Origin of the sequence: Halorientalis brevis, assembly GCF_042678165.1 — an archaeon.
Classification (GTDB): domain Archaea; phylum Halobacteriota; class Halobacteria; order Halobacteriales; family Haloarculaceae; genus Halorientalis; species Halorientalis brevis.
Genome location: NZ_JBHUDJ010000002.1, coordinates 249,440 through 271,980, shown reverse-complemented (window position 1 = coordinate 271,980; position 22,541 = coordinate 249,440). Strand labels below are relative to the sequence as shown.

Annotated in this window: 23 protein-coding genes and 1 pseudogene; 11 read left to right on the top strand and 13 right to left on the bottom strand. The window is 67.4% G+C overall.

Annotated elements, in window-relative coordinates; translation table 11 throughout:
- Positions 1-5 precede the first annotated feature (5 nt).
- The 6 genes from ACFR9U_RS05105 to ACFR9U_RS05080 form a co-directional block, all read right to left on the bottom strand.
- Positions 6-1,490, bottom strand: coding sequence for a sulfatase (locus ACFR9U_RS05105; RefSeq protein WP_247379960.1), 1,485 nt, complete (start codon positions 1,488-1,490; stop codon positions 6-8).
- A gap of 136 nt (positions 1,491-1,626) precedes the next feature.
- A complete protein-coding gene (locus ACFR9U_RS05100) occupies positions 1,627-1,989 on the bottom strand; it encodes a NifU family protein (RefSeq protein WP_247379963.1) in 363 nt (120 codons plus the stop codon).
- A 75-nt stretch (positions 1,990-2,064) separates the two neighbouring features.
- Positions 2,065-3,447 (bottom strand): NCS2 family permease, encoded by a 1,383-nt coding sequence (locus tag ACFR9U_RS05095; protein WP_247380117.1) that lies wholly within the window; start codon positions 3,445-3,447, stop codon positions 2,065-2,067.
- Positions 3,448-3,688: 241 nt separating this feature from the next.
- Positions 3,689-4,075 (bottom strand): RidA family protein, encoded by a 387-nt coding sequence (locus ACFR9U_RS05090; RefSeq protein WP_247379966.1) that lies wholly within the window; start codon positions 4,073-4,075, stop codon positions 3,689-3,691.
- A gap of 40 nt (positions 4,076-4,115) precedes the next feature.
- Positions 4,116-4,436, bottom strand: a complete 321-nt coding sequence (locus ACFR9U_RS05085; RefSeq protein WP_247379969.1) for a DUF5783 family protein — start codon at positions 4,434-4,436, stop codon at positions 4,116-4,118.
- 46 nt (positions 4,437-4,482) lie between these two features.
- The gene (locus tag ACFR9U_RS05080; RefSeq protein WP_247379973.1) at positions 4,483-4,782 is read right to left on the bottom strand and encodes a hypothetical protein; all 300 of its coding nucleotides are present in this window, start codon (positions 4,780-4,782) and stop codon (positions 4,483-4,485) included.
- A 126-nt stretch (positions 4,783-4,908) separates the two neighbouring features.
- Here ACFR9U_RS05080 and ACFR9U_RS05075 point away from each other — a divergent pair, with 126 nt between their 5' ends.
- The 4 genes from ACFR9U_RS05075 (at position 4,909) to ACFR9U_RS05060 (ending at position 9,360) form a co-directional block, all read left to right on the top strand.
- On the top strand, positions 4,909-6,435 hold the full coding sequence (locus ACFR9U_RS05075; protein WP_247379976.1) for a phytoene desaturase family protein: 1,527 nt from the start codon (positions 4,909-4,911) through the stop codon (positions 6,433-6,435).
- Between the two features lie 186 nt (positions 6,436-6,621).
- Positions 6,622-7,812, top strand: a complete 1,191-nt coding sequence (locus tag ACFR9U_RS05070) for an MFS transporter (RefSeq protein ID WP_428222017.1) — start codon at positions 6,622-6,624, stop codon at positions 7,810-7,812.
- Between the two features lie 52 nt (positions 7,813-7,864).
- Positions 7,865-8,545, top strand: a complete 681-nt coding sequence (locus ACFR9U_RS05065; RefSeq protein ID WP_247379980.1) for a helix-turn-helix domain-containing protein — start codon at positions 7,865-7,867, stop codon at positions 8,543-8,545.
- 38 nt (positions 8,546-8,583) lie between these two features.
- Positions 8,584-9,360 carry an SDR family NAD(P)-dependent oxidoreductase gene (locus tag ACFR9U_RS05060; RefSeq protein WP_247379982.1) on the top strand — a complete coding sequence of 259 codons (777 nt, stop codon included), beginning with the start codon at positions 8,584-8,586 and terminating at the stop codon, positions 9,358-9,360.
- A 530-nt stretch (positions 9,361-9,890) separates the two neighbouring features.
- On the opposite strand, the pseudogene ACFR9U_RS05055 reads toward ACFR9U_RS05060, so the two are convergent.
- Positions 9,891-10,639 (bottom strand): annotated as a pseudogene (locus ACFR9U_RS05055) (crotonase/enoyl-CoA hydratase family protein).
- 307 nt (positions 10,640-10,946) lie between these two features.
- Between ACFR9U_RS05055 and ACFR9U_RS05050 the strand changes: the two are divergent.
- The 3 genes from ACFR9U_RS05050 to ACFR9U_RS05040 all read left to right on the top strand — a co-directional run bounded on the left by ACFR9U_RS05050 (position 10,947) and on the right by ACFR9U_RS05040 (position 12,458).
- Entirely contained in the window at positions 10,947-11,297 is a 351-nt protein-coding gene (locus ACFR9U_RS05050; protein ID WP_247379989.1) for a winged helix-turn-helix domain-containing protein, read from the top strand.
- Between the two features lie 125 nt (positions 11,298-11,422).
- The gene (locus ACFR9U_RS05045; protein ID WP_247379991.1) at positions 11,423-12,154 is read left to right on the top strand and encodes an AzlC family ABC transporter permease; all 732 of its coding nucleotides are present in this window, start codon (positions 11,423-11,425) and stop codon (positions 12,152-12,154) included.
- Positions 12,147-12,458 carry an AzlD family protein gene (locus ACFR9U_RS05040; RefSeq protein ID WP_247379994.1) on the top strand — a complete coding sequence of 104 codons (312 nt, stop codon included), beginning with the start codon at positions 12,147-12,149 and terminating at the stop codon, positions 12,456-12,458. Before ACFR9U_RS05045 ends, ACFR9U_RS05040 begins: the two co-directional genes overlap by 8 nt.
- 171 nt (positions 12,459-12,629) lie before the next feature.
- Here the strand turns inward: ACFR9U_RS05040 and ACFR9U_RS05035 are convergent, their stop codons facing one another.
- The 4 genes from ACFR9U_RS05035 to hemC all read right to left on the bottom strand — a co-directional run bounded on the left by ACFR9U_RS05035 (position 12,630) and on the right by hemC (position 16,932).
- On the bottom strand, positions 12,630-14,042 hold the full coding sequence (locus ACFR9U_RS05035) for a single-stranded-DNA-specific exonuclease RecJ (RefSeq protein ID WP_247380120.1): 1,413 nt from the start codon (positions 14,040-14,042) through the stop codon (positions 12,630-12,632).
- A 235-nt stretch (positions 14,043-14,277) separates the two neighbouring features.
- Positions 14,278-15,015 carry a uroporphyrinogen-III synthase gene (locus tag ACFR9U_RS05030; RefSeq protein WP_247379996.1) on the bottom strand — a complete coding sequence of 246 codons (738 nt, stop codon included), beginning with the start codon at positions 15,013-15,015 and terminating at the stop codon, positions 14,278-14,280.
- Positions 15,012-15,800 carry a uroporphyrinogen-III C-methyltransferase gene (cobA, locus tag ACFR9U_RS05025; protein ID WP_247379999.1) on the bottom strand — a complete coding sequence of 263 codons (789 nt, stop codon included), beginning with the start codon at positions 15,798-15,800 and terminating at the stop codon, positions 15,012-15,014. The genes ACFR9U_RS05030 and cobA overlap by 4 nt, the downstream gene beginning before the upstream one ends.
- Before the next feature lie 28 nt (positions 15,801-15,828).
- Complete coding sequence (hemC, locus tag ACFR9U_RS05020) at positions 15,829-16,932, bottom strand: hydroxymethylbilane synthase (protein ID WP_247380002.1); 1,104 nt, start codon at positions 16,930-16,932, stop codon at positions 15,829-15,831.
- A gap of 112 nt (positions 16,933-17,044) precedes the next feature.
- On the opposite strand from hemC, the gene ACFR9U_RS05015 reads away from it, so the two are divergent.
- The gene (locus ACFR9U_RS05015) at positions 17,045-18,811 is read left to right on the top strand and encodes a histidine kinase N-terminal 7TM domain-containing protein (protein ID WP_247380005.1); all 1,767 of its coding nucleotides are present in this window, start codon (positions 17,045-17,047) and stop codon (positions 18,809-18,811) included.
- Here the strand turns inward: ACFR9U_RS05015 and ACFR9U_RS05010 are convergent, their stop codons facing one another.
- Positions 18,812-19,360 (bottom strand): CDP-2,3-bis-(O-geranylgeranyl)-sn-glycerol synthase, encoded by a 549-nt coding sequence (locus tag ACFR9U_RS05010; protein WP_247380007.1) that lies wholly within the window; start codon positions 19,358-19,360, stop codon positions 18,812-18,814.
- A gap of 94 nt (positions 19,361-19,454) precedes the next feature.
- On the opposite strand from ACFR9U_RS05010, the gene ACFR9U_RS05005 reads away from it, so the two are divergent.
- The 3 genes from ACFR9U_RS05005 to ACFR9U_RS04995 all read left to right on the top strand — a co-directional run bounded on the left by ACFR9U_RS05005 (position 19,455) and on the right by ACFR9U_RS04995 (position 21,475).
- The gene (locus ACFR9U_RS05005; protein WP_247380009.1) at positions 19,455-20,288 is read left to right on the top strand and encodes a proline dehydrogenase family protein; all 834 of its coding nucleotides are present in this window, start codon (positions 19,455-19,457) and stop codon (positions 20,286-20,288) included.
- Positions 20,289-20,321: 33 nt separating this feature from the next.
- A complete protein-coding gene (locus tag ACFR9U_RS05000; RefSeq protein ID WP_247380011.1) occupies positions 20,322-21,002 on the top strand; it encodes a DUF502 domain-containing protein in 681 nt (226 codons plus the stop codon).
- Positions 21,003-21,193: 191 nt separating this feature from the next.
- The gene (locus ACFR9U_RS04995; RefSeq protein WP_247380013.1) at positions 21,194-21,475 is read left to right on the top strand and encodes a VHS/ENTH/ANTH domain-containing protein; all 282 of its coding nucleotides are present in this window, start codon (positions 21,194-21,196) and stop codon (positions 21,473-21,475) included.
- 16 nt (positions 21,476-21,491) lie between these two features.
- On the opposite strand, the gene ACFR9U_RS04990 is transcribed toward ACFR9U_RS04995, so the two are convergent.
- A complete protein-coding gene (locus ACFR9U_RS04990; protein ID WP_247380015.1) occupies positions 21,492-22,421 on the bottom strand; it encodes a branched-chain amino acid transaminase in 930 nt (309 codons plus the stop codon).
- Between the last annotated feature and the right edge of the window lie 120 nt (positions 22,422-22,541).

The window sequence follows — 22,541 nt, the reverse complement described above, 5'->3', positions numbered from 1 at the left end:
CCCCCTCAGCCGAGATACCCCAGGTCTCGGAGCCTGTCTTTCGCTTCGCCGCCCATGTCGTCGAGCACGTCCTCGTCGTCGACGTCGCTCCACTCGCCGCCGACGTACGACTCGAACTCCGCGAGGACGGCCTCGGTCTCGGCGACGGCCGCGTCGTCGTCCCCAGCCAGGTTCCGTTCCTCGCCGGGGTCCTCGTCGATCCGGTAGGCTTCGTCCGGAATCGTCTGATTGCGGATGTACTTGGCGTCCGGCCGGCGCGCGGCGCGCATCCGCGAGTAGAACCGGGAGTCTCTCTCGAGTTCGATGCCCGCCTCCGCCGCCTTCCCTTCGAGCTGGCGCAACTCGACGACCGGGCGGTGGTACTCGACGAATCCGTACTCGCCGCCCTCGAACTGGCGGTGCTCGTCGCGCAGTAGCGACCGCGTCGCCTCGAGCGACTCCCCGCCGGGCGCAGCCGAGACGTCCGTGGCGTCGAGCACCGTGTGGTAGAGGTCGGTCAGCTCGACGGTCGTCTCGTCGTCGCGGCCCCCATCGAGGTCGGGGTGTTTGACCATGAGCGGGACGTTCACGAGCGGGTCGTAGATACAGAACTCGTGGCCGTAGAGGTCGTGTTCGCCGTGGAGTTCGCCGTGGTCGGCACAGACGACGACCATCGTCTCGTCCCAGACGCCCTGGTTTTTGAGCCAGCCGAAGAGGCGACCGAGCTGGTCGTCGATGTGCTTGATCTCGGCGTCGTACAGACCCGTGATGTCGTCCCACTCGTCGTCGTCGATGTCGCGCGCGCCACAGTTGTACTCCTTGGAGTTCTGGCAGACTTTCGTCGTGTCGATGCGCGGGGCGAACTCCTGCTGGTACTCCTCGGGCGGGTGGTAGGGGAGGTGGGCGTCCATCAGGTTGACGAACTGGAAGAACGGGCCCCGGGACTGGGAGATGAAGTCCATCGTGCTGTCGATGACGGCCGGCGTCTTCGTGTCGCCGCCGCCCTCGGAGGCGAACCGCTCGTGGAACTTGTTGCCCAGCTGGACCAGGCGGTTGGCGACCGCTCGCAGCCGATCGTTGTCGTTCATCTTCTTCCAGGCGTCGGCCAGCGGGCCCGAGAGGAAGTCGCCGGGCATGATCTGGAAGAAGTTGTCCTGGTCGTCGAACCCGTCGGTCAGGTGGGTGTAGGGCGTGATCCAGGCGTTCGAGGAGTAACAGGCCGTGTCGTAGCCGGCCGCGGAGAGCGATTCGGCGAGCGTCGTCGCGTCCTCCAGATAGGGGTTCTCCTGGGTCGCGCCGTGTTCGCTCGGGTACAGGCCCGTGAACATCGAGGCGTGGACTGGGAGCGTCCAGGGCGCGGGGGCGACGGCGTGCTCGTACACCGTCGCCTCTTCGGCGAACGACGCCAGGTTCGGCGTCGTCTCCTTGTCGTACCCGTAGACCGAAAGGTGATCCTTCCGGACCGTATCCATCACGACGAAGAGGACGTTCGACGGCCCGTCGCGTGTCATTACGATACTGGCATCTGTCCACCGGGTTAAAGACCCTGATTTCCGTCGCTTCCCCCCGAAATCTGTCGCCGTCAGGCGGTTCGACAGGGACGGACCGCCGGCTCGGCGGCGGGAAAAAACGGCAAAGTGAAACGGCTCAGAACGGGGCTTCCGGGCCTTCGTCGTCGTCGCTGCTGTCGCCGCCCTCGTGGCCGGGGAAGGAAGGGCTCGCACCGCCGGCCATGCCCTCGTTGCCGCCCATGCCGGTGTCGGCGTGGACCTCTTCGATCTCGGGAATCTCCTTGACCATCCGGGTCTTGATCGCCTGGATCGTCATCGGGGAGATGCCACAGCCCGAGCAGGCGCCGCCGAGCTGGATGGACACCACGCCGTCCTCCCGGTCGAGGTGCTGGATGGCCGCGCTCCCGCCGTGCATCTGGATCTGCGGGAAGTTCCGGCGCAGGAAGTTCGTGACCTCCTCGCGCAGGTCGTCGTCGCTCCGCTCAGATTCCGTGCTCATAGTGAATCCGTCTATGCAGCGGGCACGCTTAGGCTTTTGGACTCACCCAGTCGTCGCCCGCCGAAACCGGGCGATTCAGACCGTCGCCTGGATGATCCCGCTGGTCCGGACGGCGAAGTACAGGACGAACGCGCCGGCCAGCACCCACTGGCCGACCTGGACGTCCCGCCACTCGCCCTGTGCGGCCTTGACGACCGGGTAGGAGATGATGCCCGCGGCGATCCCGTACGCGATCGAGAACGTGAACGGCATCACGAGCACGGTGAGCCCGGCGGGCACGGCGTGACTGAGATCGTCCCACTGGATGTCGACGATGTTGCGAAGCATCAGGACCGCGACGACCACCAGCGCGATGTGTGACGCGTGGAGCGGCACGGCCGCGGCCAGGGGGACGACCGCCAGCGACGCGACGAACAGCAGGGCGACGACCAGCGCCGTCATCCCCGTCCGCCCGCCCTCCTCGACGCCCGAGGAGGACTCGATGTACGTGGTGACCGTCGACGTGCCGATGATGCCGCCCACGGTGGTCCCGATCGCGTCGGCCAACAGCGGTTTGTTGATCTCGGGCAGGTTGCCGTCCTCGTCGAGGAACCCCGCGATCTGGGAGACGCCGGTGAGCGTCCCCGCGGTGTCGAAGAAGTCGACGAAGAAGAACGTGAAGACGATGAGCGCGAACCCCATCGAATCGACGTTCGAGAACCCGCGCATGAACGCGCCGATCAGCGGCGTGATGTCGTAGCCCGCGAGGCTGTAGACGATGTCGGTCTGTCCGCTCAGCGACGCCGGCGTGTAGAGGAACACGCCCTCGGCGACTTCGGACGCGTGCGGGGAGTAGCCCATGGCGTCTGCGGCGTAGCTGATGATCGTCGTCGCGATGATGCCGAGAATGATCGCGCCGCTGACGTCGGCCGCGACGAGCGCGAAGGTGAGGAACAGGCCGATCACGCTGATGATCGCGAGCGGGTCGGTCGCGAACGCCGGGTTGAACTGGACGAACGTCGCCGGGTCGCTCGCGATGACGTGCATCGCCTGGAGGCCGATGATCGCCAGGAACAGCCCGATCCCGGCCCCGACCGCGAACTTCACCGGCTCGGGAACCATGTTGATGACGTACTCGCGCGCGCCGATCACGGTCAGAAACAGGAAGATGACGCCCTCGACGACCACGGCCGCCAGTGCCGTCTCCCACGGAATGCCCAGCGTCAGCACGACCGTGAACGCGAAGAAGGCGTTGAGACCCAGTCCCGGCGCCTGCCCGAAGGGCCTGTTCGCGTGGAAGGCCATGACGAAGGTCGCCACTGCGGCGGAAATGAGCGTCACGACCGCGAGCATCTGTTGGGTCTCGGCGGCCGTCCGCCCGTTGACGTCGATCGCGAGACCGAGGATCGCGGGATTCACGACGACGATGTAGCTCATCGTCAGGAAGGTCGTTATCCCCGCGACGATCTCGGTCCGCATGTCGGTCCCGTGTTCGTCGAACTCGAAGTACCGCGCGAACCACGAACCGCCGCCCTGGCTCGCTGTCGCGCTCCGTTGCCCACTGTCGTCTGCACTCTCACGTGCCATCGGTTACCTCCCTCTCACGAGAGATCAGCCAAGTTGCTGTTGGTTCGAACCTGCGGCGCGACCGTGCGTGGCTCGGTCACGGCGCGGGCCGCCAGACGCCCCGCTCGGCGCGTCGCTGTGCGGTGTATGCCACTCAGTCCGCGATCGAGGCCTCCGCTTCGATCTCGACGACGAGCGCCGGGTCGATCAGTCGCTCGACTTCGACCATCGTGGTCGCTGGCTTGACGTCGCCGAACACCTCGCCGTGGGCGCGGCCGATCTCCTCCCAGGCGTCGATGTCGGTGACGTACATGCGCGTGCGAACGACGTCCTCGACGCTCGCGCCCGCTTCGGCCAGCGCGTCCGCGACGAGGTCGAGCGCGCGCTTGGTCTGTTCGTACGGCCCGGCGTCCAGGGGATCGCCGTCGTCGTCGATCGCGGTCGTGCCCGAGACGTGGACGGCGTCGCCGGCTCTGACCGCCCGCGAGTACCCCACCTCGTCTTCCCAGTCGGTGCCGCTCGAAACCAGTCGCCGTTCCATGTCGGGAGCGCGGCGGCGAGCCAGAAGAAGCTACTGGGGGTCAGCCTTCGAGGCCGAAGACGGCGCGGTGCTCGCGTTCGAGTTCGTCGACGTACCGGTCGAGGATCTCGTCGAACTTCTCCTCGTCGACGACGACGCCCTGCATGCGCTCGTAGGGGTTCTCGGGGAGGTCGATGCGGAACTCGCCGTCACCCTCGTAGAAGGGTTCGCTCTCGTTCAGGACGAACTGGTCGATGGCGTGGATGAGTTCCGAGTCGTAGCGGTCGTTCATCCGGTTGAAGGCGTTCTTGTACGCCTCCTGGAGTTCGGTGAAGTAGTTCGCGTACTTGTCCTCGAACTGCTCGGGATCGAAGTCGGCCATTACCGCGACTGTCGCGGAGTGTGGACAAAAGTCGGACGGTCCCGCGTCAGTGCTCGTCGTCCCGCTCGTCGGTGTCGAACCCCACGCGCCGCGGGATACCGAACCCCTGCTCGGGCAGCGCGAGGAGGTACAGCGCCACTCCGACGACGAACGCGAAGACGACGGCCGCGACGACCGGGAGGAGGACGCGCGAATCGAGGAGGCTCGTGATCGTCACCGACTGCGGGGCGACCGTCGAGAGGACCATGCCGAGAATCAGCATGGTGAACGTGACGCCGAGGGCGAATCCTGCACCGAAGATGAGACGCTCGCGCTCGACCGTCTCGTCGGGATTCGGGTGACTCATGTCACGATCGTAGCGACGCCACTGGCAAAACCCTGCCGGCCACTGTGCAGTGCGGTCGTGTCGAGCCCGGGACGATCGTTCTGGCTGAGTGTGTACTTACTTAGTGCTGCCGTCCCAACGGGAGGTATGCACGATACGATCGTCGTCGGCGCGGGCCTCGGGGGCTTGACCGCGGGGGCGAAACTCGCGACGGCGGGCCAGGACGTGCTCGTCCTGGAGAAACACACGATCCCTGGCGGGTACGCGACGACGTTCCAGCGCGGCGAGTGCGAGTTCGAGGTCAGTCTCCACGAGATCGACGGGCTCGACGAGGGCGACGCGAAACGCGAGGTGTTCGCGGAACTGGGCGTGTTCGACGCGGTGGAGTTCGAACCGGTGCCGAACTACCGGGTGCGACACGGCGACGGCGACGTGACGCTGCCCCACGGGCGCGAGGCGATGGAAGCCGCGCTGGTCGAGGCGTTCCCCGAGGAGGCGGCGGGCATCGAGCGCTTTTTCGACGTGGTCTGTCGCATCCGCGAGGAGATCTCGGAGTTCCCGATGTCGGGCGGGTCGCTGCGGACGCTGCTGACGGCGCCGTTCACCAGTCCGACGCTGCTGCGCTACCGGAAGACGACCCTCGGGGAGTTCCTCGACTCGCTGGTCGACGACGAGCGGCTCAAACTCCTGTTGAGCTTCAACTACGCGTACTACAACGACGACCCGTACACGCTGGCGCTCCCGTTCTTCGCCGCGGGGCAGGGGAGTTACCTGGCGGGCGGGGGGCACTACGTCAAAGGTGGCTCGCAGGCACTCTCGGACCACCTCGCGTCGGTCGTCGAGGACGCCGGCGGGAGCGTCGAACTCGGGCGACTCGTGACGGACATCCTCGTCGAGGACGGCCGCGCGACGGGCGTCCGTCACGAGAAGACGAACACCGGCACGGACGCGCGGACCGATCGGGCACGGACAGTCGTGGCCAACGGTGCCATTCCGAACGTCGCCGAGCACCTGCTGCCCGACCCGCACGGCGCGGACCTCCACGCGGAGATCGGCGACTTCGAGCGGGGACCGTCGCTGACGACGCTGTACCTCGCCTTCGAGACGCCGCTGTGCGAACTGGGGAACGACCACTACTCGACGTTCGTCGTCGACGAGAGCGTCGACGCGCTCAGCGAGACCGCGACGAACTCGCACGCCTCGTTCGGCCGGCGGAGTTTCGCCTTCGTCGACTACAGCCAGGTGGCCGCCGACCTCGCGCCGGAGGGCCAGAGCACCGGGACGGTGGCGACGCTCGATGAGTGGGACAACTGGGCTGGCCTCACCGACGAGGAGTACCGCCAGAAGAAAGCCCACGTGAAAGACGTCCTCCTGCGCCGACTGGACGAGCAGATTCCGGGCGCCGCCGACGCGGTCGCCCACGCCGAACTCGCGACCCCGAAGACGATGCACCGGTACACGCGCAACCCCGGCGGTGCGGTGTACGGGTTCGCCCAGACGCCGTCGCAGTCCCTGCTGAATCGGCAGATTCGCGCACCGGTGTCGGACCTGTACTTCGCGTCCGCCTGGTCGTTCCCCGGCGGCGGGTTCTCCGGCGCGATCCTGAGCGGGTACGGTGCCGCCTCGAACGTCCTGCAGCGCGACTCCCGTGCTGAACCAGCGGCCGCCGACTGAGTCGCCGTGCCCCCCAGCGACCGCGAGTCCGTCGGCTCGCTCGCCGACTCCTCTCTGACCGAATTATCGCCGGCCGATAGAACGCTCTCTAGCTGATAGACTATCTGTCACACGGCGTTCGAAATATCTGGTTGCGATTGGCTGATCGAACACGATACGTTTACCGTCGGCAGTCGGTGAGGTTCGATGATGGCAACCGAGTCGCAGTCGGTGAACGGGTCGCGGAGCTGGCGGTCGGTTGCGACGGTCGCGGGCTGGCAGACGACTGCGAGCCTCTGTTACTACACGATCTTCGCCGCGACCGGGTTCCTGCGCGACGCGTTTTCCCTGTCCGAATCGCTCGTCGGCGTCTTCCTCACGGCGGCCATGCTCGGGTACACGCTCATGCTCTTTCCGAGCGGCGCGGCCGTCGACGGCCTCGGCGAGAAACGACTGATGACCGTCGGGCTCGCTAGCCTCGCCGTCGCGGCCGTCGGCGTGTCGCTGGCGCCCACGTTCCTCACGCTGCTCGGCGCCGGCGCGATCCTCGGGGCGGCGTACTCGACGGCGATGCCGGCCTCGAACCGCGCGATCGTCGCCAGCTCGCCCGCCGGACGCCAGGGCCTCGCCATGGGGCTGAAACAGGTCGGCGTCACCGCCGGCAGCGGTGCGGCCTCGCTCCTCGTGACTGGGATCGCCGCCGTCGCCGCCTGGCAGTTCGGCTTCTGGGTCATCGCGCTGCTGGCCGGTGGCTACGCGCTCGTCTTCGCGACGCTCTACGAGGGCTCGCGCGGGAGCGGCGAGTTCTCGCTGCCGGACCTCTCGGGCCTCCGCGCCAACCGGGCCTACGTCCTGCTCGTCGCCGCCGGCCTGTTCATCGGTGCCTCGATCTTCTCGATGCTTGGCTACACCGTCCTCTACGTCGACGACGTCGTCGGTGCGAGCGCCGCTGCGGGCGGGCTCGTGCTCGCGGTGACCCAGGTCACGGGCAGCGTCGGCCGGATCGGCGCCGGCAACCTCGCCGATCGACTCGGCGGGGCGACGGGGGCGGCCACCGTCGCGCTCGGCCAGATGGCGCTCGGGGCCGTCCTCTTTGCCCTCATCGCCACGCGCGCCTGGTCCCTGCCGGTCGCCGTCGTGCTCTTCGCGGGACTGGGCCTCTCGGTCCACGGTGCGACCGGCGTCTTCTATTCGTGTCTCTCCGCGCTCGTCGACGCCGACGACATCGGCGGAGCGACCGCCGGCGGGCAAACCGCGATCAACGTCGGCGGCCTGCTCGCGCCGCCGCTGTTCGGCCTGCTCGTCGAGACGAGCGGGTACAGCGTCGGGTGGGCCCTGCTCGCAGGCACGACGCTCTTCGCGGCGGTCTTGCTCCTGGCAGTTCGGCTGCGGACGTGACGAGGCGCTTCGACCGCACGGACGTTATGTGTCTCGACGCCGACAGCCACGTATGGCTATCGTCGCAGAGATCCTGCTCGCAGATCGGACGCTGCCGCTCGCCGACCTCGCGCGGTCGCTTCCGAGCGGGGAAATCTCGCTCTCGCACTCGGTGCCGCTCGACGACGACGATCGGGACCTGTTCATGGTGAGCGTCGCCGACGGGTCGCGTGCGGCGTTCGACCGCGAACTCCACGGCCAACCCGAGGTCTGCGATTCGACGACCATCGGGAAAACAGGAGACGGCTGGTTCTACCAGGTGTTCGTCGATAGCGACGCGTTACCGTTCGACGCCTGCGACCCGGAGCAGTTCGAGGGCGCGCTCATGGACGCGACGGTCACCGGCGACGGCTGGCGAGAGCGGAAGGTGTTCGCCGACTACGACGCGTTCAACATGTTCCGCGAGCGGTGCGCCGTCAACGACCTGCCACTGGAGTTACTGAACATCGCCTCGGACCCCGACAACCCCGACGAACGTGCCCAGTTCGGACTCACTGACCGGCAGTACACGGCGCTCTCGCTCGCGCTTTCGAGCGGCTACTACGACTCACCGCGGCGCACGTCGACCGAGGACCTCGCCGACGAACTCGGCATCTCCGCTGCGTCCGCGTCCGACCTCCTCCGGCGCGCCGAACACCAACTCATCAGCCAGACCCTCGGTCCGGAGCCCTACTTAAACACGCTTACAGGCTAGCATGCAACTCTCCTCTTCGACGCCAGTACTGACGAGTGATGTCAGAGACAGCTGATTCGACGAGCGACGAGCGGAACGCAGCACCACTCGCCGACTCGGTCGCGATCGTGACCGGCGCGTCTTCCGGGATCGGGGAGGCGACCGCCGAAGCCCTCGCCGAAGAAGGCGCGACTGTGGTCCTCGCGGCCCGTCGCGTCGACGAACTCGAAGCGCTCGCCGACCGGATCGAGTCAGCGGGCGGCGAGACGCTCGTCGTCCCGACCGACGTCACCGACGAGGACGACGTCGACTCGCTGGTCGAGACGGTCACCGACGAGTTCGGTCGCATCGACGTTCTCGTGAACAACGCCGGCGTGATGCTGCTGGAACCGCTCGAACGCGCCGACCGCTCGAACCTCCGCCAGATGGTCGAGGTCAACCTCCTCGGGCTGATGGACCTCACCCACGCCGTGCTGCCGATCATGCAGGACCAGGACGGCGGTCACATCGTCAACGTCTCCTCGGTCGCCGGTCGCAAGACCATGGCGAACGCGAGCGGGTACAACGCGACGAAGTTCGGCGTCAACGCCTTTACCGACGCCCTTCGACAGGAGGTCACGACCCAGAACGTCCGCACGACGATCATCGAACCCGGTGCGGTCGATACCGAACTCGCGAGCCACGTCCCCGACGAACAGGTTCTCGAACAACTCAGTGAACTGTACACTGAATCGCTCGACCCCGAGGACATCGCTCGTGCGATCGTGTACGCGACCACCCAACCCGAGCACGTGAGCGTCAACGAACTCATGATCCGGCCGACCGGGCAGGTCTAATCCTGAGCGACGCCGGTGCTCGATTGCACTTCCCGACGGGACGACACCGCCGAGTCACGGGGCAGACCGCCTGCCGCGCGTGGCCGGCAGTGGCGACGAGCTGTACTGCAAGGGCTCGCCCTCTGGATCGCCGTCGCGCTCGGGTTGATTCTGATCCCAGCCGGCCATCCGCTGCAGATCGCGGTCCTCGTCGCCGGCATCTACGGCGCTGTGCTCCTCCCACTGGCCGCGTATCCGTATCTCCGACACCGAACGGCAGCGGACGAGCGTCCGTTGCCAGCGCTTCTCTCGCGAGATCGCCTCACGGCAGCCTTTGCTCGCTGGCGTGATTTGGGTCGGTGTGCTCTCCGAGCGGGACCGCTCCGACGGTGCGGCTGCGACCCGTGACTTCGATCTCTTTGGGGTCCCGCCCGAGCGCCGTGCCTCCGCTCGCGCCGACCATGCAATTCTATATCGCGACATGCGATTCATTGGCTAATTCTCCCCGATCTCTCCTGACTGCCGTCTGTGGCCGCAAGAAAGGCCGAAGCCTACGATTCGCGCTCTTCGATGCCCTCGCCACTGCGACCCTCGCCGCCAGCGAAGCGATCTGCACCCTCCCGTGCGGTGTCGAGCGCCCGCGAGCCGTGCCAGGCTTCGATCTTCAGTCCCTGGTCGAGCGGTTCGCTGAGGCCGTCGTACACCGCGGCGCGGTCGGTTCGGACGGTCTCCTGCGGGAACGAGGCGATCTGCTCCCCCATCTCGACGGCTGCGTCGAGAGCGTCGCCCTCCTCGGTGACGCGGTTGCCCAGTCCCCACTCCTCGGCGGTCTCGGCGTCCAGCGCGCGCCCGGTCAAAATCAGTTCCAGCGCACGCCCGAGGCCCACGACCCGGGGGAGCGCTGGGTGCCCCCGTCGACCAGCGGGACGCCGAACCGCGGCTCGAAACAGCCGAACTCGGCCGTTTCGCTCGCCACCCGGAGGTCACACCACAGCACCAGCTCGATGCCGCCGGCCACGCAGTGGCCTTCGATCGCCGCGATGGTGGGTTTCGAGACCTCCATCCGGGAAAAACCGTGGTAACCCTCGGGGTCGTCTGTCAGATCCATCGCCTTCAGGTCTGCCCCGGCCGAGAAGGTACCGTTCGCGCCCGTGAGGACGGCGACCGCGGCCTCTTCGTCGTCGAAGCGCTTCCAGGCCTTTCTGAGCGCGAGCGCCGTCTCCCTGTCGATCGCGTTCCGTCGGTCCGGGCGGTCGACCGTGACGACGGCTACCGGCCCGCGTCGGTCGGATTCGACCATGAGCTTCGTTCACAACAACCACGGAATAGGCGGTGCCTGGCTCGACGCTGTTGATCCCCTCGTCTCTCGATACGACGTCGAAAGCGCACTGAGACCGCCGATTCTGGCTGTCGACTCGTAGCTGCCACCGTTCTCAGTAAACTGCTGGGCGCTATACAGAATCCTGCCGTGCTGCCTAACTCTGTTCTGCCAGTCCGCGCTCGAGTGGGCGGCTGGCGTTCGATTTCGGCCGGTCGGGGCGTTCGCTCTCCAGCTCCAGCGTCGCAGCGTCCAGAACTGTTTTGCACGGTGACGCGCAACTGCTGGTATGGCGATTCCCGACTGGACGTGGGAGTCAGCGCCTGCCGACGCCCTCGCCGGGCAGTCGCTGCAGTCGGCACCGCTCGAACCGGTCTCGGAGACGTTCGCGGCGCTCTCGGACGCGACCCGTCTCGAAATCCTCCTCGCGCTCGCGCGTGCAGACACGCCCGTAGCGTACTCGACGCTCCGGAACGCCACGGACGTCGACGACAAGGGCCAGTTCAACTATCACGTCCGCCAGTTGCGCGGTGAGTTCCTCGAACAGGGCGAGGACGGGTACGCCCTGACCGAGGCTGGCCGTGGAATCGTTCGGACTGTTCTGACTGATCCCGAACTGCTCGGCGATCGACCTGACTGAGCTGGGGCCGACGTTTCCGCGCCGAAGGAGAAATCTGCTTCTCCGAGTACTTACAGGTCTGGCACCGCTCTAGCTGTCTCGATGTCGATTGTGTGCCGAGACTGGCGCTCGCGAGGTGACCAGTCGTGAGTACGGACGTTCGCGACCCGTCGGAGCGCCCGGCGGGGGACGACCAGTCGGTCCGATTCTCGTGGGCCGGCATCCGAGACGGCTACCTGCAGTGCGTACCGGTCGCGCTGGGCGTCGCCGGCTACGGCGTCGTCTTCGGGGTGTTGGCCCGCGACGCCGGCCTCAGCGTGGCCGAAGCGACGCTGATGAGTGCGACGGTCCTGGCCGGGGCGGCCCAGCTCGTCGCGATGGAGCTGTGGGCCGATCCGGTGCCCGTCGCGGCCGTGGTCGTCACGACGCTGGTCGTGAACCTCCGGTACGTCCTGATGGGGGCCGCGCTGCGGCCGTGGTTCCAGTCGCTCTCGCCCCGGCAGGCCTACGGGAGCGTGTTCTTCACGGCCGACGAGAACTGGGCGCTCACCATGGGTGAACTGCAGTCGGGCAGCCGCCAGGGCGCGTTCCTCCTGGGGAGCGGCCTCGCCATCTGGTCGTTCTGGGTGGTCGCGACCGTCGTCGGCGCGACTGCCGGCAGCGTGATCGACGACCCCGCGCGGTACGGCCTGGACTTCGCCCTCACGGCCGTCTTCCTCACGATCGCGGTCGAACTCTGGGACGGCCGATCGTCGCTGGCGCCCTGGGTGGCTGCCGGCGCCGTCGCGGTGGCAACGAATCGAGTGCTCCCGGGCCGCTGGTACATCCTCTGTGGCGGACTCGTGGGCGCGCTCGTGGTGGTGGTCCGGTATGAGTGACCTTCTCGACCCGGTGACCGTGGGGGTCATCCTCGCGATGGCCAGCGTGACGTACCTGACGAAAGCCGGCGGGCTGTGGCTGCTCGGGCGCGTGGACCTCTCGGCACGGGCCGAGGCAGGGTTAGAGGCGCTCCCAGGGGCGGTCGTCGTCTCCATTCTCGCGCCGTCGGTCGTAACAGCCGGCCCACCGACGTGGCTCGCGGCCGGCGTGGTCGTCCTGGTCGCCTGGCGCACCGAGAACGTCCTGGCTGCCCTGCTCGTCGGTGTCAGCGCGCTACTCCTCCTGCGGGGGCCACCGCTCTGAACCGCCGTCTGTCCGATTTCGGCGAGTTGCTGACGGCTACCGCTCTTTTTTGCGTCTCGACCCGGTCCGCCGACGCGTCGGCGCTAAACGCGATACCGCTATATCAAATGGGGGCGATCGAGGGCGGCGAAGCTTCTGCCTGGACTGCGTCAGACCCGCTGAAGCAGCGTCTCAGCCGAGTTGCTCGCCGACGATGCCGTCGGCGTGCTCGATGAACTCCTGCTCGCGACCCGCGGGGATGGTCGCGCCGGCGGCGACGTTGTGGCCGCCACCGCCGCCGTCGACCGCGGCACTGGCCTCGCCCATCACGACCGAGAGGTCCAGTCCCTTCCCGACCAGACGGCCGGTCCCGCGGGCCGATACCTTCGTCTCCTCGTCGTTCTTCCGAGCGAAGGCGATGATCGGCACGTCCGGGTCGACCCCGTCCACGCCGACGGCCATCCCGGCCACGATGCCCACGATCGTCTCCCGGACGGCGTCGCCGGCGTCGAACCACTGGAGGTTGTCCTCGCGGGTGACGCCCTGTTCTTTGACCCATTCGAGCCCCTCCGAGAGGTTCCGCCGGTGGTTCTGCAGGAGTCGCCGCGCCCGCTCGAGCCCGGCCTCGCGGTCGCCGAGACACACTGCCAGGCCCACGTCCGCGCGCTCGTAGCGGGCCGTCGCGTTCAGCAAGGTCGAGAACTCGCTTGCGTCCCGGAGTTCCGTCCCCTCGGGTTCGGCCGTCAGGGTGTAGGTCGTCCCGACCAGCCCGTCGATCTTGTCCGCCGGGACGCCGCGCTTGACCGCGCGCTGGACCAGCGAACTGGCGACGGTCTGGCGCTCGTCGTCGGTTAGGTCGACCCAGCGCCGCCACTCGCCGTTGTCCTTCAGGTCGAGCCCGAGGCCGTCGAGGAACTTGATCGACCCGGCCTCGTCGTTCGAGATGCCTGGAATCCCGATCTCGCTGGCGTACTCGAGGAGTTTGGGGAGCGGCCGCGTCTGTTTCCCGTACAGCGAGAGGTCCGTCCCCTCTGTGACGACGCCCGCCGCGACGCCTTCCTCGACGATCTTCTCGTTCGTGCCGACCAGTTCTCCCTCGACTGCCTGCATGTCGCCGACGGCACCGACGATCGCCAGCGCCGCCAGATCGCGGTTGTCGGCGTCCGCGGGTTCGAGTGCCCGAGCGAGGACGTAGCTCGCGCCCGCGCCGGAGAGCTCCGAGGCGCCGTCGATACCCTCTAGCAGGGGATTGAGGTGGAACGCCGTGTCCGCGTCGGCCGGCTGGTGGTGGTCGGCGATGACGGGGATGAAGTCGCCGGCGGCCTCGTGTTCGCTAATGGCGTCGAGCTGGCCGCTCCCGAAGTCCGTAAAGAGGACCGTGTCGTACTCGCGGGCGGCGATCGACGCGATCTCGGTCGGGTCGAGCTGTTTCTTGAACACGACCTCGAACGGAATTCCGGCGCGTTCGAGCGCCGTCGCCGCGATGGCGGCGCTGGTCAACCCGTCTGCGTCGATGTGCGAGGCGAGCAACACGGAATCGGCTGCCCTGAGGTGATCGGCACACGCCGCGGCGCGATCGTCGAGGGCTGGCACTGGTCCGGCCATCATGCGTTTGCTATCGCGGTCTCTGGTTTAAACCTCTGGTTGCCCCGCGCCGTCTCCGAGACGCCGAGATCTGCCGTTCGGCCGGCTCACGGGCTTCACTCCGGGGATAACGTTCGAGCGTGCGGCGACTGTCGCCGACGCGACAGACGGACTCGACTGCGCCACGGCGATAGCGTGCACGCAGCGACGCGATCGTGGGTTCGGCTGACCGCCGCAAAATGTGCCGACGGAGGTTCTATTTCTGGGACGACGCGATCTCGATGGCCTCGCGGGCGAACGCCTCGAAGTCCGCGCGGTCGGGGACCACGTCCACGTCGATGCCGAGCCCTTCGGCGGTCTCGCGGGTCGGCTCGCCGATGGCGCCGACGATCGCCGACTCGTTCAGGCCGGCGATGGCGTCGTCGCGAACCCCCCGCTCGGCCGCGGCGTCGAGGAAGTTCCGGACCGTGAGCGAGGACGTAAACAGCGCGACGCTCAGGTCGTTCGCTGCGGCCCGCGCGGCTGAGTCGCCGGCGTCCTCCGGCCGCGTGAGCCGGTACAGCACCGTCTCGTGGACGAACGCACCGGCGTCGTTCAGGCCGTCGGTCAGCACGGCGCTCCCGTGGTCGCTGCGAGCGACCTCGACGCGCTCTCCCTCGCACTTTCCTTCGAGGGCAGAAACGAGGCCGGCAGAGGTGAACTCCTCGGGAATCAGGTCGACGCCGTACCCTTCAGCTTCGAGGGCGTCCGCGGTCCCTTCGCCGATGGCACACAGCGTCGTGTCGGCGGGCTGCCAGCCGGCGTCGCTGACCAGCTCCGCACCGGTCTTGCTGGTGAGGATCGTGTAGTCGGCGTCCGTTCGGGCGATTCGTCCGGTGGGGTCGACCGCGAGCATCGGGTCTGGAACGGGCGTCGCGTCCAGCGATTCGACGAGGTCGACGGCGTCGGCCAGTCGGTCGTCGTCCGGGCGAAAGAGCGCGACCGAGAGGGTCACGACTGATCCTCCATTCGGTCGTTTTCGAGGAAAGCGAGCACGTTCTGGCGCTCGGCCGCGACGTCGCCGATGACGGTGACGGCGGGCGGCTCGATGCCGGCCTCGTCGCGCGCCTCGACGATTGTGTCGAGGGTCCCCGTGACCACCTGCTGGTCGGTCCAGGTCCCGCGTTCGACCAGCGCGACCGGCGTCTTGGGGTCCATTCCGGCGTCACGCAGCGCCTGCGTGTAGTCCGGGAGCTTCCCGACGCCCATCAGCACGACGATGGTGCCGCCGGTGGCCGCCAGCGCCTCCCAGTCGACGGCCGACTTCTCCTTCGTGGGGTCCTCGTGGCCAGTGACGAACGACACGGACGAGGCGTGGTTCCGGTGGGTGACCGGAATCCCCGCGACGCCGGGGCCGGCGATGGCCGACGTGATGCCCGGCACGACCTCGAACGGGACGCCGTGTTTGGCCAGGTACACCATCTCCTCGCCGCCGCGGCCGAACACGAACGGATCGCCGCCTTTCAGCCGCGCTACCGTCTTGCCTTCGTGGGCAAGGTCCGTCATCCGCTCGTTCGTGTACTGCTGGGAGGTGCGCTCACCGCGGGCGCGCTTGCCCACGTCCTCGCGTTTCTCCTCGGGGATCATCCCAAGGATGTCGGGGCCGGGGAGTTTGTCGTGGAGGACGACGTCTGCGTCCTCGAGAATGCGCTTTGCCTTCACCGTCAGGAGGTCAGGGTCGCCGGGACCGCTCCCCACGAGGTAGACCTTCCCGTCGGCGATGTCGGCGTCGTCAGTCATGATTGGCGTCGCTTCTCCCCCCTGGCCATTATTCCTCCCGTTTCGCTTCGTCCGGTTCTTTCCGGCGGGCCTGCTCGATGAGGTCGGCCGCACCCTGCTCGCGCAACTCGACGGCGAGGTCGCGGGCCGCCGTCGGATGGCGGTCGACCGGGAGGTCCCGGCTGGCGCTGACCTCCTCGCTCCCGTCGCGGCTGAGGACGCGGACGTTCACGTGGACGACGGCACCCTGGACGACGGCGTTGACGCCGATCGGGGCGACGCAGCCGCCGCCGAGTTCGTCGAGCACGATCCGCTCGACGCTGGTGGCGACCCGGGCCGGCGGGTGGTCGAGCCGTCCTCGGATCATCTCGGCGGTGTCGCCGTCCAGCGCAGTCACGGCCAGCGCGCCCTGTCCGGGCGCGGGCACGAACTGCGTCCGCGGGAGCGCCTGGAACTCGACGTGGTGAATCAAGCCGGTCCGCTCCAGGCCGGCGCGCGCGAGGACGATGGCGTCGTACTCGACCTCGACCTCCCGCTCCATCGCCCGTCGTTCGATCTCCGCGAGGCTGTCGAACCACTCCTGATCGAACTCGACGGGCTCCTCGTCGCTGCTGTCGAAGCCGCCCTCCTCGTCGTCGAGCCGCTGTTCGTGCTCGGCCTGGAGACTGGGGGCGAGCAGCTTCTCGATGCGCGTGTCGACGTTCCCGCGGAGCGGCTGGACGTCGAGGTCCGGCCGCTCGGCCAGCAACTGGGCCTGGCGGCGGAGACTCGACGTGCCGACGGTCGCGCCCTCGGGCAGGTCGGCCAGATCCGTGCCGTCGGGGGTCACCAGCACGTCCTCGGCGGCCTCGCGTTCCGGAACGCCCGCGACGACGAGGTCGTCGGGCTGTTCGGTGGGCATGTCTTTCATCGAGTGGACGGCGGCGTCCAGGTCGCCGTCCAGCACCTGCTCGTCGAGGCTGCGAACGAACGCGCCCGTCTTCCCCAGGCGATGGATGAGTTCGTCCTGAATCTGGTCGCCGGTCGTCTCGACCTCGACGAGTTCGACCGTCTGGCGGCGGTCTTCGAGGGCCGACTTGACCGTGGCCGCCTGCCGGAGTGCGAGGTCCGAGCCCCGGGTGGCCAACCGGAGCGTCGTGCCGCGAGAGTTCATGTCTCCCCCTCTGGCGTCCGTGGTGAAAAGCCCACCAGTTCGCCGCCGCTCGCCCGTTCCCGCGGTATACCTTTTTATTCCTACAATTGTAACGTGTCTGCTACCGAACACCATGGTACTGGCTGTCGACGTGCTGGGGGTGGCGCTCGTGCTGACCATCGTCCCAGCCGTGCTGATGACGTACGTCGCCTGGCAGAACAGTGAGAAGCCGGGCGCTCGGTGGTTCTCCGTGTTCGTCTTGGGCATCGCCGGCTGGTCCAGTACCTACGGGTACAGTCTCGTCGCCGACGGCACGCAGGTGACGCTCGCGGCGGTGAACCTCCGCTACTTCTTCACCGACGTCGTCACGATCACCTGGTTCCTGCTCGCCCTGGAGTACGTCCGTCGGCGGCGGCTGTCGCTTCGGTCGCCCTGGCTCGTGCTGTTCGTCTTTCCGTTTTGCAGCCAGTTCGTCATCTGGGCCGTACCGGAGTTCGTGTACACCTCGTGGCACGTCGATCGACTGGGGGTGTTCCACGCCGAGTTCGGGGCGTGGTTCTACGTCCAGACGCTGTTTTCCTACTGTCTCGTCGTCGCCGGCCTCGCGCTGTTCGTCGACGACTATCGCAACGCCCAGGGGATTCGCCGGACACAGACCGGTATCCTCGTCGCGGGCGCGGTGATTCCGTTCGTCGCGAACATTTTCTTCGTGGCCGGTTTCTCGCCGTATCCGGACCTGGACCTGACGCCGCTCGCGTTCCTGCTCACCACGATCCTGTTCGCGTGGGCGCTGTTCCGGTACCGGCTGCTGGAACTCCTACCGATCGCCCGGAAGACGGTGCTCGCTCAGATGCAGGACGCCGTCATTACCATCGACGAGGACGACCGAGTCGTCGACGTCAACGAGGCCGCGCTCGCGCTGTTCGGGACCACCGAGCGAGCGGCCATCGGCACGTCCGGCCGGGAGTTCTTCGCGGACTACCCGGCCATCGTTGCGGAGTGCGGGGAAGCGAGCGACGTCGACACCGACATCGAGTTCGAGCACGACGGCGAGACGCGCCACTTCCATCTGCAGATCTCCCCCGTCAGTTCCGCCAGCGATCTCGTCGACGGCCGGGTCGTCGTCCTCAGGGACGTCACCGAACTCAAAGAGCGCGAGCAGGAACTGGACCTGCTGAAGCAGGTTCTCAGCCGCGTCCTTCGACACAACATCCGCAACGACGTCGCCGTCGTCATGGGGTACGCCGAGGAGATCGCCCAGCAGACGACTGGCGACCCGGCGGCCCTGGCGGGACAGATCCGGGACAAGAGCGACGACATCGCGACCCGCAGCCAGAAAGCCGCGACCATCGAGCGGGTCCTGACCGGTGACAGGGAGCGCGTGGTCCACGACCTCGACAGCGCGATCGACGAAGCGGTCGAGACGGTCCGCAGGAGCGGGACGTCGTTCACGGTACAGCGGCCGTCCGTCGACGACTGCCGGGTCCGTGCTCTGCCCACGCTCCCCGTCGCGCTCGCGAACCTCGTCGAGAACGCCGTGGAGCACGGCTCCACGAGCCCCCGCTCGCAGGCTCCCGGGGACGCCGTCGAGCACGGCTGTGAGACCGCCCAGTCACGGGCTTCAGCGCCGTCAGGCGGCCACGACGACGAGGTCCCGGAAGTCCGGCTCTCGGCGTCCTGTGACGAGGAGACGGTCACCGTGGAGGTGCGCGACGACGGCCCGGGGATTCCCGAGGGCGAACTCTCCGTCTTCGACCAGGGAGAGGAAACGCCGCTGCACCACTCCAGCGGCGTCGGCCTGTGGCTGGTCGTGCTGATCGCGCGGCGGTCCGGCGGGAGCGTGGCCTTCGAGGACGACGGCGACGACTCGGTCGTCCGGCTGACCCTCGAGAAAGCCTGACTACCAGGGTTCGCTCTTCAGCGAGAGCTTGTAGGCGATGACGTTCGTGCTGACGTGCAACAGCGGCGTGATGAGCAACACCGTCGCCAGCACTTCTGGCGTGAACGTCGCGGTGAACCAGCCCCAATCGGCGACGGCAGTCAGGACCAGCGCCATCACGACGAAATCGAGCTGATCGAGTCCCGGGAACGCCGCGCCGCGTTCGCGTCCGGTCCGGCGTTTCAGGAACGAGGCGGTGATGTCACCGAGCAACGCGCCGGTCGGGAGCGCCAGCACCACCGCTGGGGGGAACGGCGCCGGCAACTGAACCGCGAGCACGTCCTGGAGCGTCGGGTGGACGGCGTTCAGCAGGAGCGCGAGGATCGCCCCGGCCGCGATGCCGCCGCCGGTTCCGCGCCAGGTCTTCCCGTCTCCGAGGATGCGCTCCCCGTTCCACGTTCGTCCCCCGTCGATCGGTGGTCCCCCGCCCGTGAGCACGGCCGCGTTGTTCGGCACGTACGCTGGGAGCATCGCCCAGAAGGCCGTCACGAGCACCGCCACGATATCCATTGCTACCTGGTAACTCGCTGTCAGCACCCTTAATCGCGGTGGTTCAGGCCGTTCGACCCGGAAACTGATTAGCTGGTGGGCAATACTTGCCACCATGATCCCGCCGATAGCGCGTCGGTTCGTGGCCGGGGAGCACGAGGCCACCGCCCTGGAGCACGCGCGCCGACTGGACGAGCGATCGGTCGGCACCATCCTGAACCTCCTCGGCGAGCACTACGACGAACGCCCGCCGGCCGACGCGGACGCGGACACGTACTGCCGGCTGATCGACGACGTCGCTGCGACCGACCTGCGTGCCTGCGTCTCGATCAAACCCTCCCAGATCGGGCTGGACGTCTCCGAGGCGGCGTTCCGGGAGAACCTGGCACGGATCACGGAGCGGGCCGCGGCCGCGGACGTGTTCGTCTGGCTCGACATGGAGGATCACACGACGACCGACGCGACCCTGGACGCCTTCGAGGCCGAGACGCGCGCACACGACGGTGGCGTCGGCGTCTGCGTTCAGGCGAACCTCGAACGGACGGCCGCAGACGTCGAGCGGCTGGCACCGTTGCCAGGGAAGGTCCGCCTCGTCAAGGGGGCCTACGACGAACCCGCTGCCATCGCCTACCAGGGCCGCGAGCGCGTCGACCAGGCGTACCGCGACCGGCTGGCGACCATGTTCCGCGAGTTCGATGCCGGGATCGCGGTCGGCAGTCACGACCCGGCGATGATCGAGCTGGCCAGAGACCTCCACGCCGAGCACGGCACGGCCTTCGAGATCCAGATGCTCATGGGCGTGCGCGAGGACGCCCAGACCGACCTCGCCGACGCGTACGACGTCTGGCAGTACGTACCGTACGGGTCGAAGTGGCTATCGTACTTCTATCGCCGAGTGGCGGAACGTAGGGCGAACCTTACGTTCGCCCTTCGGGCAATCGTCAACTAGTAGGGGGAGCAGTGGGAAACCCCTGCCAGTTCAATGGCTACCTGGAAACGGGACATCGCGAGTGGGTTGATCGTGCTCCTCCCGCTGATCGTGACCGCCTACATCGTCGCGATCATCTACAACCAACTCGCGGCGGTACCGGTCCCCATCGAAAACAACGACCCGATACTGCAGGGTCCGCTGAAGGTCACGCTGACCCTCGTCGTGTTCTTCCTGCTGGTACTCTCCATCGGCTATCTCAGTCGGACCGCCTTCGGTGACATTTTCGAGGAGGTGATCGACAACCTGATGAACCGCCTGCCGGGCCTCCGGGTGGTGTACAACGCCTCGAAGATGGCCGTCGAAACCGCCGTCTCCGGCACGGAAGAACTCCAGACGCCGGTCAAACTCGAAGTGTGGGACGGACTCCGCATGACCGCGTTCAAGACCGGCAAGAAGACCCAGGACGGCCGCGACGTCCTCTTTCTCCCGACCTCCCCGAACATCACCACCGGGTACGTCATCGAAGTCGAGTCCGACCGCTACGAGGAAACCGACGAGGGCGTCGAGGACGCGCTGACACGCATTCTCAGTGCCGGCTTCGGGGAGTCCCGCGACAACGGCATCCCGATCGCCGTCACCGAGGAGTACGTCGACGGCGAGGCCGACGACGAATCCGTTCCCACGAGCGCCGACGGGAACGCGTCCGCCAACTCCCGCGACGGCGACGACTGACACCTTTTCTCCGGGCTTACTGCCCCGCTCGCCGCCCCGCTCGCCGCTCCAGCACTCCCGGACGCTGACTCCCGGCTCACAGTGTCACATTCGACATACGATAGCCCTACTCGCGCCGCGTCACAGCACTCCTCGGGCCGGCCGAACAACGCGGTTTCTAACTAAGGTCGTCCTGGCGCTAGCAACGGTGTATGGCGACGCGAACCCAACAGGAAGAAGCGGCGGTCGAAGTCGCACAGCGGTCGAGCACTGACCCGTACATCGTCGCGGCGGTCGCATCGGTGTTGCTGTCCTGGTACGAGTTTTTCGTCCGCGGGAACCGGGAGATGGGACTGTTCGTCGGGCTCTGGCCGCCGACGTTCCTCGCCTTTGGCAGCTACTTCAAGCAAACCCGGCTCAGCAACACGCTCGACCGGGCGCTCGGACAGACCGGCATCATGGACTCCGTCGAGCGGCTCATCCAGAATCGGTGACGCTGGGACTCCGCGATCAGACGTAGCGGAACCAGTCTTCGTAGTCGTCGGTGCGGCGGTTGATGACGTCGAAGAACCGCTCCTGAATCTCGTCGGTCACCGGCCCCTTCGTTCCTGCGCCGATCTCGTTGTCGTCGACGCTCCGGATCGGGGTCACCTCGGCGGCCGTCCCGGTGAAGAACAGCTCGTCGGCAGTGTAGAGCTCGCTGCGCGAGATGGTCGCACCGTCGTGGACGGTGTAGCCGAGGTCCTCGGCGACCGTGATGACGCTGTCGCGCGTGATCCCTTCGAGGATCGACTCGGCCAGTCCGGGCGTGTAGATCTCGCCGTCGCGCACCAGGAAGATGTTCTCGCCAGGCCCTTCCGCGACGTTGCCCTCCTTGTTGAGGAAGATCGCTTCGGTGTAGCCGTTGCCCTTCGCCTCCAGCGACCCGAGGACGCTGTTGACGTACGCCCCGGTCGTCTTGGAGTTGGTCGGGATCTGGCTGGAGGCGTACTTGCGCCACGAGGAGACGGCGACGTCGACGCCCTCTTCGAGCGCTTCCTCGCCGAGGTACGCGCCCCACGGCCAGACGGCGATGGCCACCTCGACGGGACACTCCTCGGGGTTGAGTCCGAGCATGTCGTAGCCGTAGAAGGCGACCGGCCGGATGTAACAGGACTCCAGGTCCTGTCGCCGGATGAGTTCCTCCGTCGCCTCCGTGAGTTCCTTGCGGTCGAACGGAATCTCGATGTCGTACGGTTTGCCCGACTGGTAGAAGCGTTCGAGGTGTTCCTCCCAGCGGAAGATCGCCGGGCCGTTCTCCGTGTCGTAACACCGGACCCCCTCGAACACGCCGGTTCCGTAGTGGAGTCCGTGTGTGAGGACGTGGACCTGCGCGTCCTCCCAGTCGACGAACTCTCCATCCTGCCAGATCAGATCGACGTCCATTTCGTCGAAGCCCATATGAAGGTCTGTTGGCGCAATCCGGCCTTAACAGTTTCCGTACCCGGGTCTCGACCCCGCGAACGTTCCCCTTTGCACTGGCCAGCGGAACCCCGTCCCGGATCGCCAGTAGCCGGCCGA

What these genes read in the sequence shown, in the direction of transcription:
- ACFR9U_RS05105 (WP_247379960.1), bottom strand. Translation starts at nt 1,490, where the DNA reads ATGACACGCGACGGGCCGTCGAACGTCCTCTTCGTCGTGATGGATACG.
- ACFR9U_RS05100 (WP_247379963.1), bottom strand. Translation starts at nt 1,989, where the DNA reads ATGAGCACGGAATCTGAGCGGAGCGACGACGACCTGCGCGAGGAGGTC.
- ACFR9U_RS05095 (WP_247380117.1), bottom strand. Translation starts at nt 3,447, where the DNA reads ATGCGGACCGAGATCGTCGCGGGGATAACGACCTTCCTGACGATGAGC.
- ACFR9U_RS05090 (WP_247379966.1), bottom strand. Translation starts at nt 4,075, where the DNA reads ATGGAACGGCGACTGGTTTCGAGCGGCACCGACTGGGAAGACGAGGTG.
- ACFR9U_RS05085 (WP_247379969.1), bottom strand. Translation starts at nt 4,436, where the DNA reads ATGGCCGACTTCGATCCCGAGCAGTTCGAGGACAAGTACGCGAACTAC.
- ACFR9U_RS05080 (WP_247379973.1), bottom strand. Translation starts at nt 4,782, where the DNA reads ATGAGTCACCCGAATCCCGACGAGACGGTCGAGCGCGAGCGTCTCATC.
- ACFR9U_RS05075 (WP_247379976.1), top strand. Translation starts at nt 4,909, where the DNA reads ATGCACGATACGATCGTCGTCGGCGCGGGCCTCGGGGGCTTGACCGCG.
- ACFR9U_RS05070 (WP_428222017.1), top strand. Translation starts at nt 6,622, where the DNA reads ATGATGGCAACCGAGTCGCAGTCGGTGAACGGGTCGCGGAGCTGGCGG.
- ACFR9U_RS05065 (WP_247379980.1), top strand. Translation starts at nt 7,865, where the DNA reads ATGGCTATCGTCGCAGAGATCCTGCTCGCAGATCGGACGCTGCCGCTC.
- ACFR9U_RS05060 (WP_247379982.1), top strand. Translation starts at nt 8,584, where the DNA reads ATGTCAGAGACAGCTGATTCGACGAGCGACGAGCGGAACGCAGCACCA.
- ACFR9U_RS05050 (WP_247379989.1), top strand. Translation starts at nt 10,947, where the DNA reads ATGGCGATTCCCGACTGGACGTGGGAGTCAGCGCCTGCCGACGCCCTC.
- ACFR9U_RS05040 (WP_247379994.1), top strand. Translation starts at nt 12,147, where the DNA reads ATGAGTGACCTTCTCGACCCGGTGACCGTGGGGGTCATCCTCGCGATG.
- ACFR9U_RS05035 (WP_247380120.1), bottom strand. Translation starts at nt 14,042, where the DNA reads ATGGCCGGACCAGTGCCAGCCCTCGACGATCGCGCCGCGGCGTGTGCC.
- cobA (WP_247379999.1), bottom strand. Translation starts at nt 15,800, where the DNA reads ATGACTGACGACGCCGACATCGCCGACGGGAAGGTCTACCTCGTGGGG.
- hemC (WP_247380002.1), bottom strand. Translation starts at nt 16,932, where the DNA reads ATGAACTCTCGCGGCACGACGCTCCGGTTGGCCACCCGGGGCTCGGAC.
- ACFR9U_RS05015 (WP_247380005.1), top strand. Translation starts at nt 17,045, where the DNA reads ATGGTACTGGCTGTCGACGTGCTGGGGGTGGCGCTCGTGCTGACCATC.
- ACFR9U_RS05010 (WP_247380007.1), bottom strand. Translation starts at nt 19,360, where the DNA reads ATGGATATCGTGGCGGTGCTCGTGACGGCCTTCTGGGCGATGCTCCCA.
- ACFR9U_RS05005 (WP_247380009.1), top strand. Translation starts at nt 19,455, where the DNA reads ATGATCCCGCCGATAGCGCGTCGGTTCGTGGCCGGGGAGCACGAGGCC.
- ACFR9U_RS05000 (WP_247380011.1), top strand. Translation starts at nt 20,322, where the DNA reads ATGGCTACCTGGAAACGGGACATCGCGAGTGGGTTGATCGTGCTCCTC.
- ACFR9U_RS04995 (WP_247380013.1), top strand. Translation starts at nt 21,194, where the DNA reads ATGGCGACGCGAACCCAACAGGAAGAAGCGGCGGTCGAAGTCGCACAG.
- ACFR9U_RS04990 (WP_247380015.1), bottom strand. Translation starts at nt 22,421, where the DNA reads ATGGGCTTCGACGAAATGGACGTCGATCTGATCTGGCAGGATGGAGAG.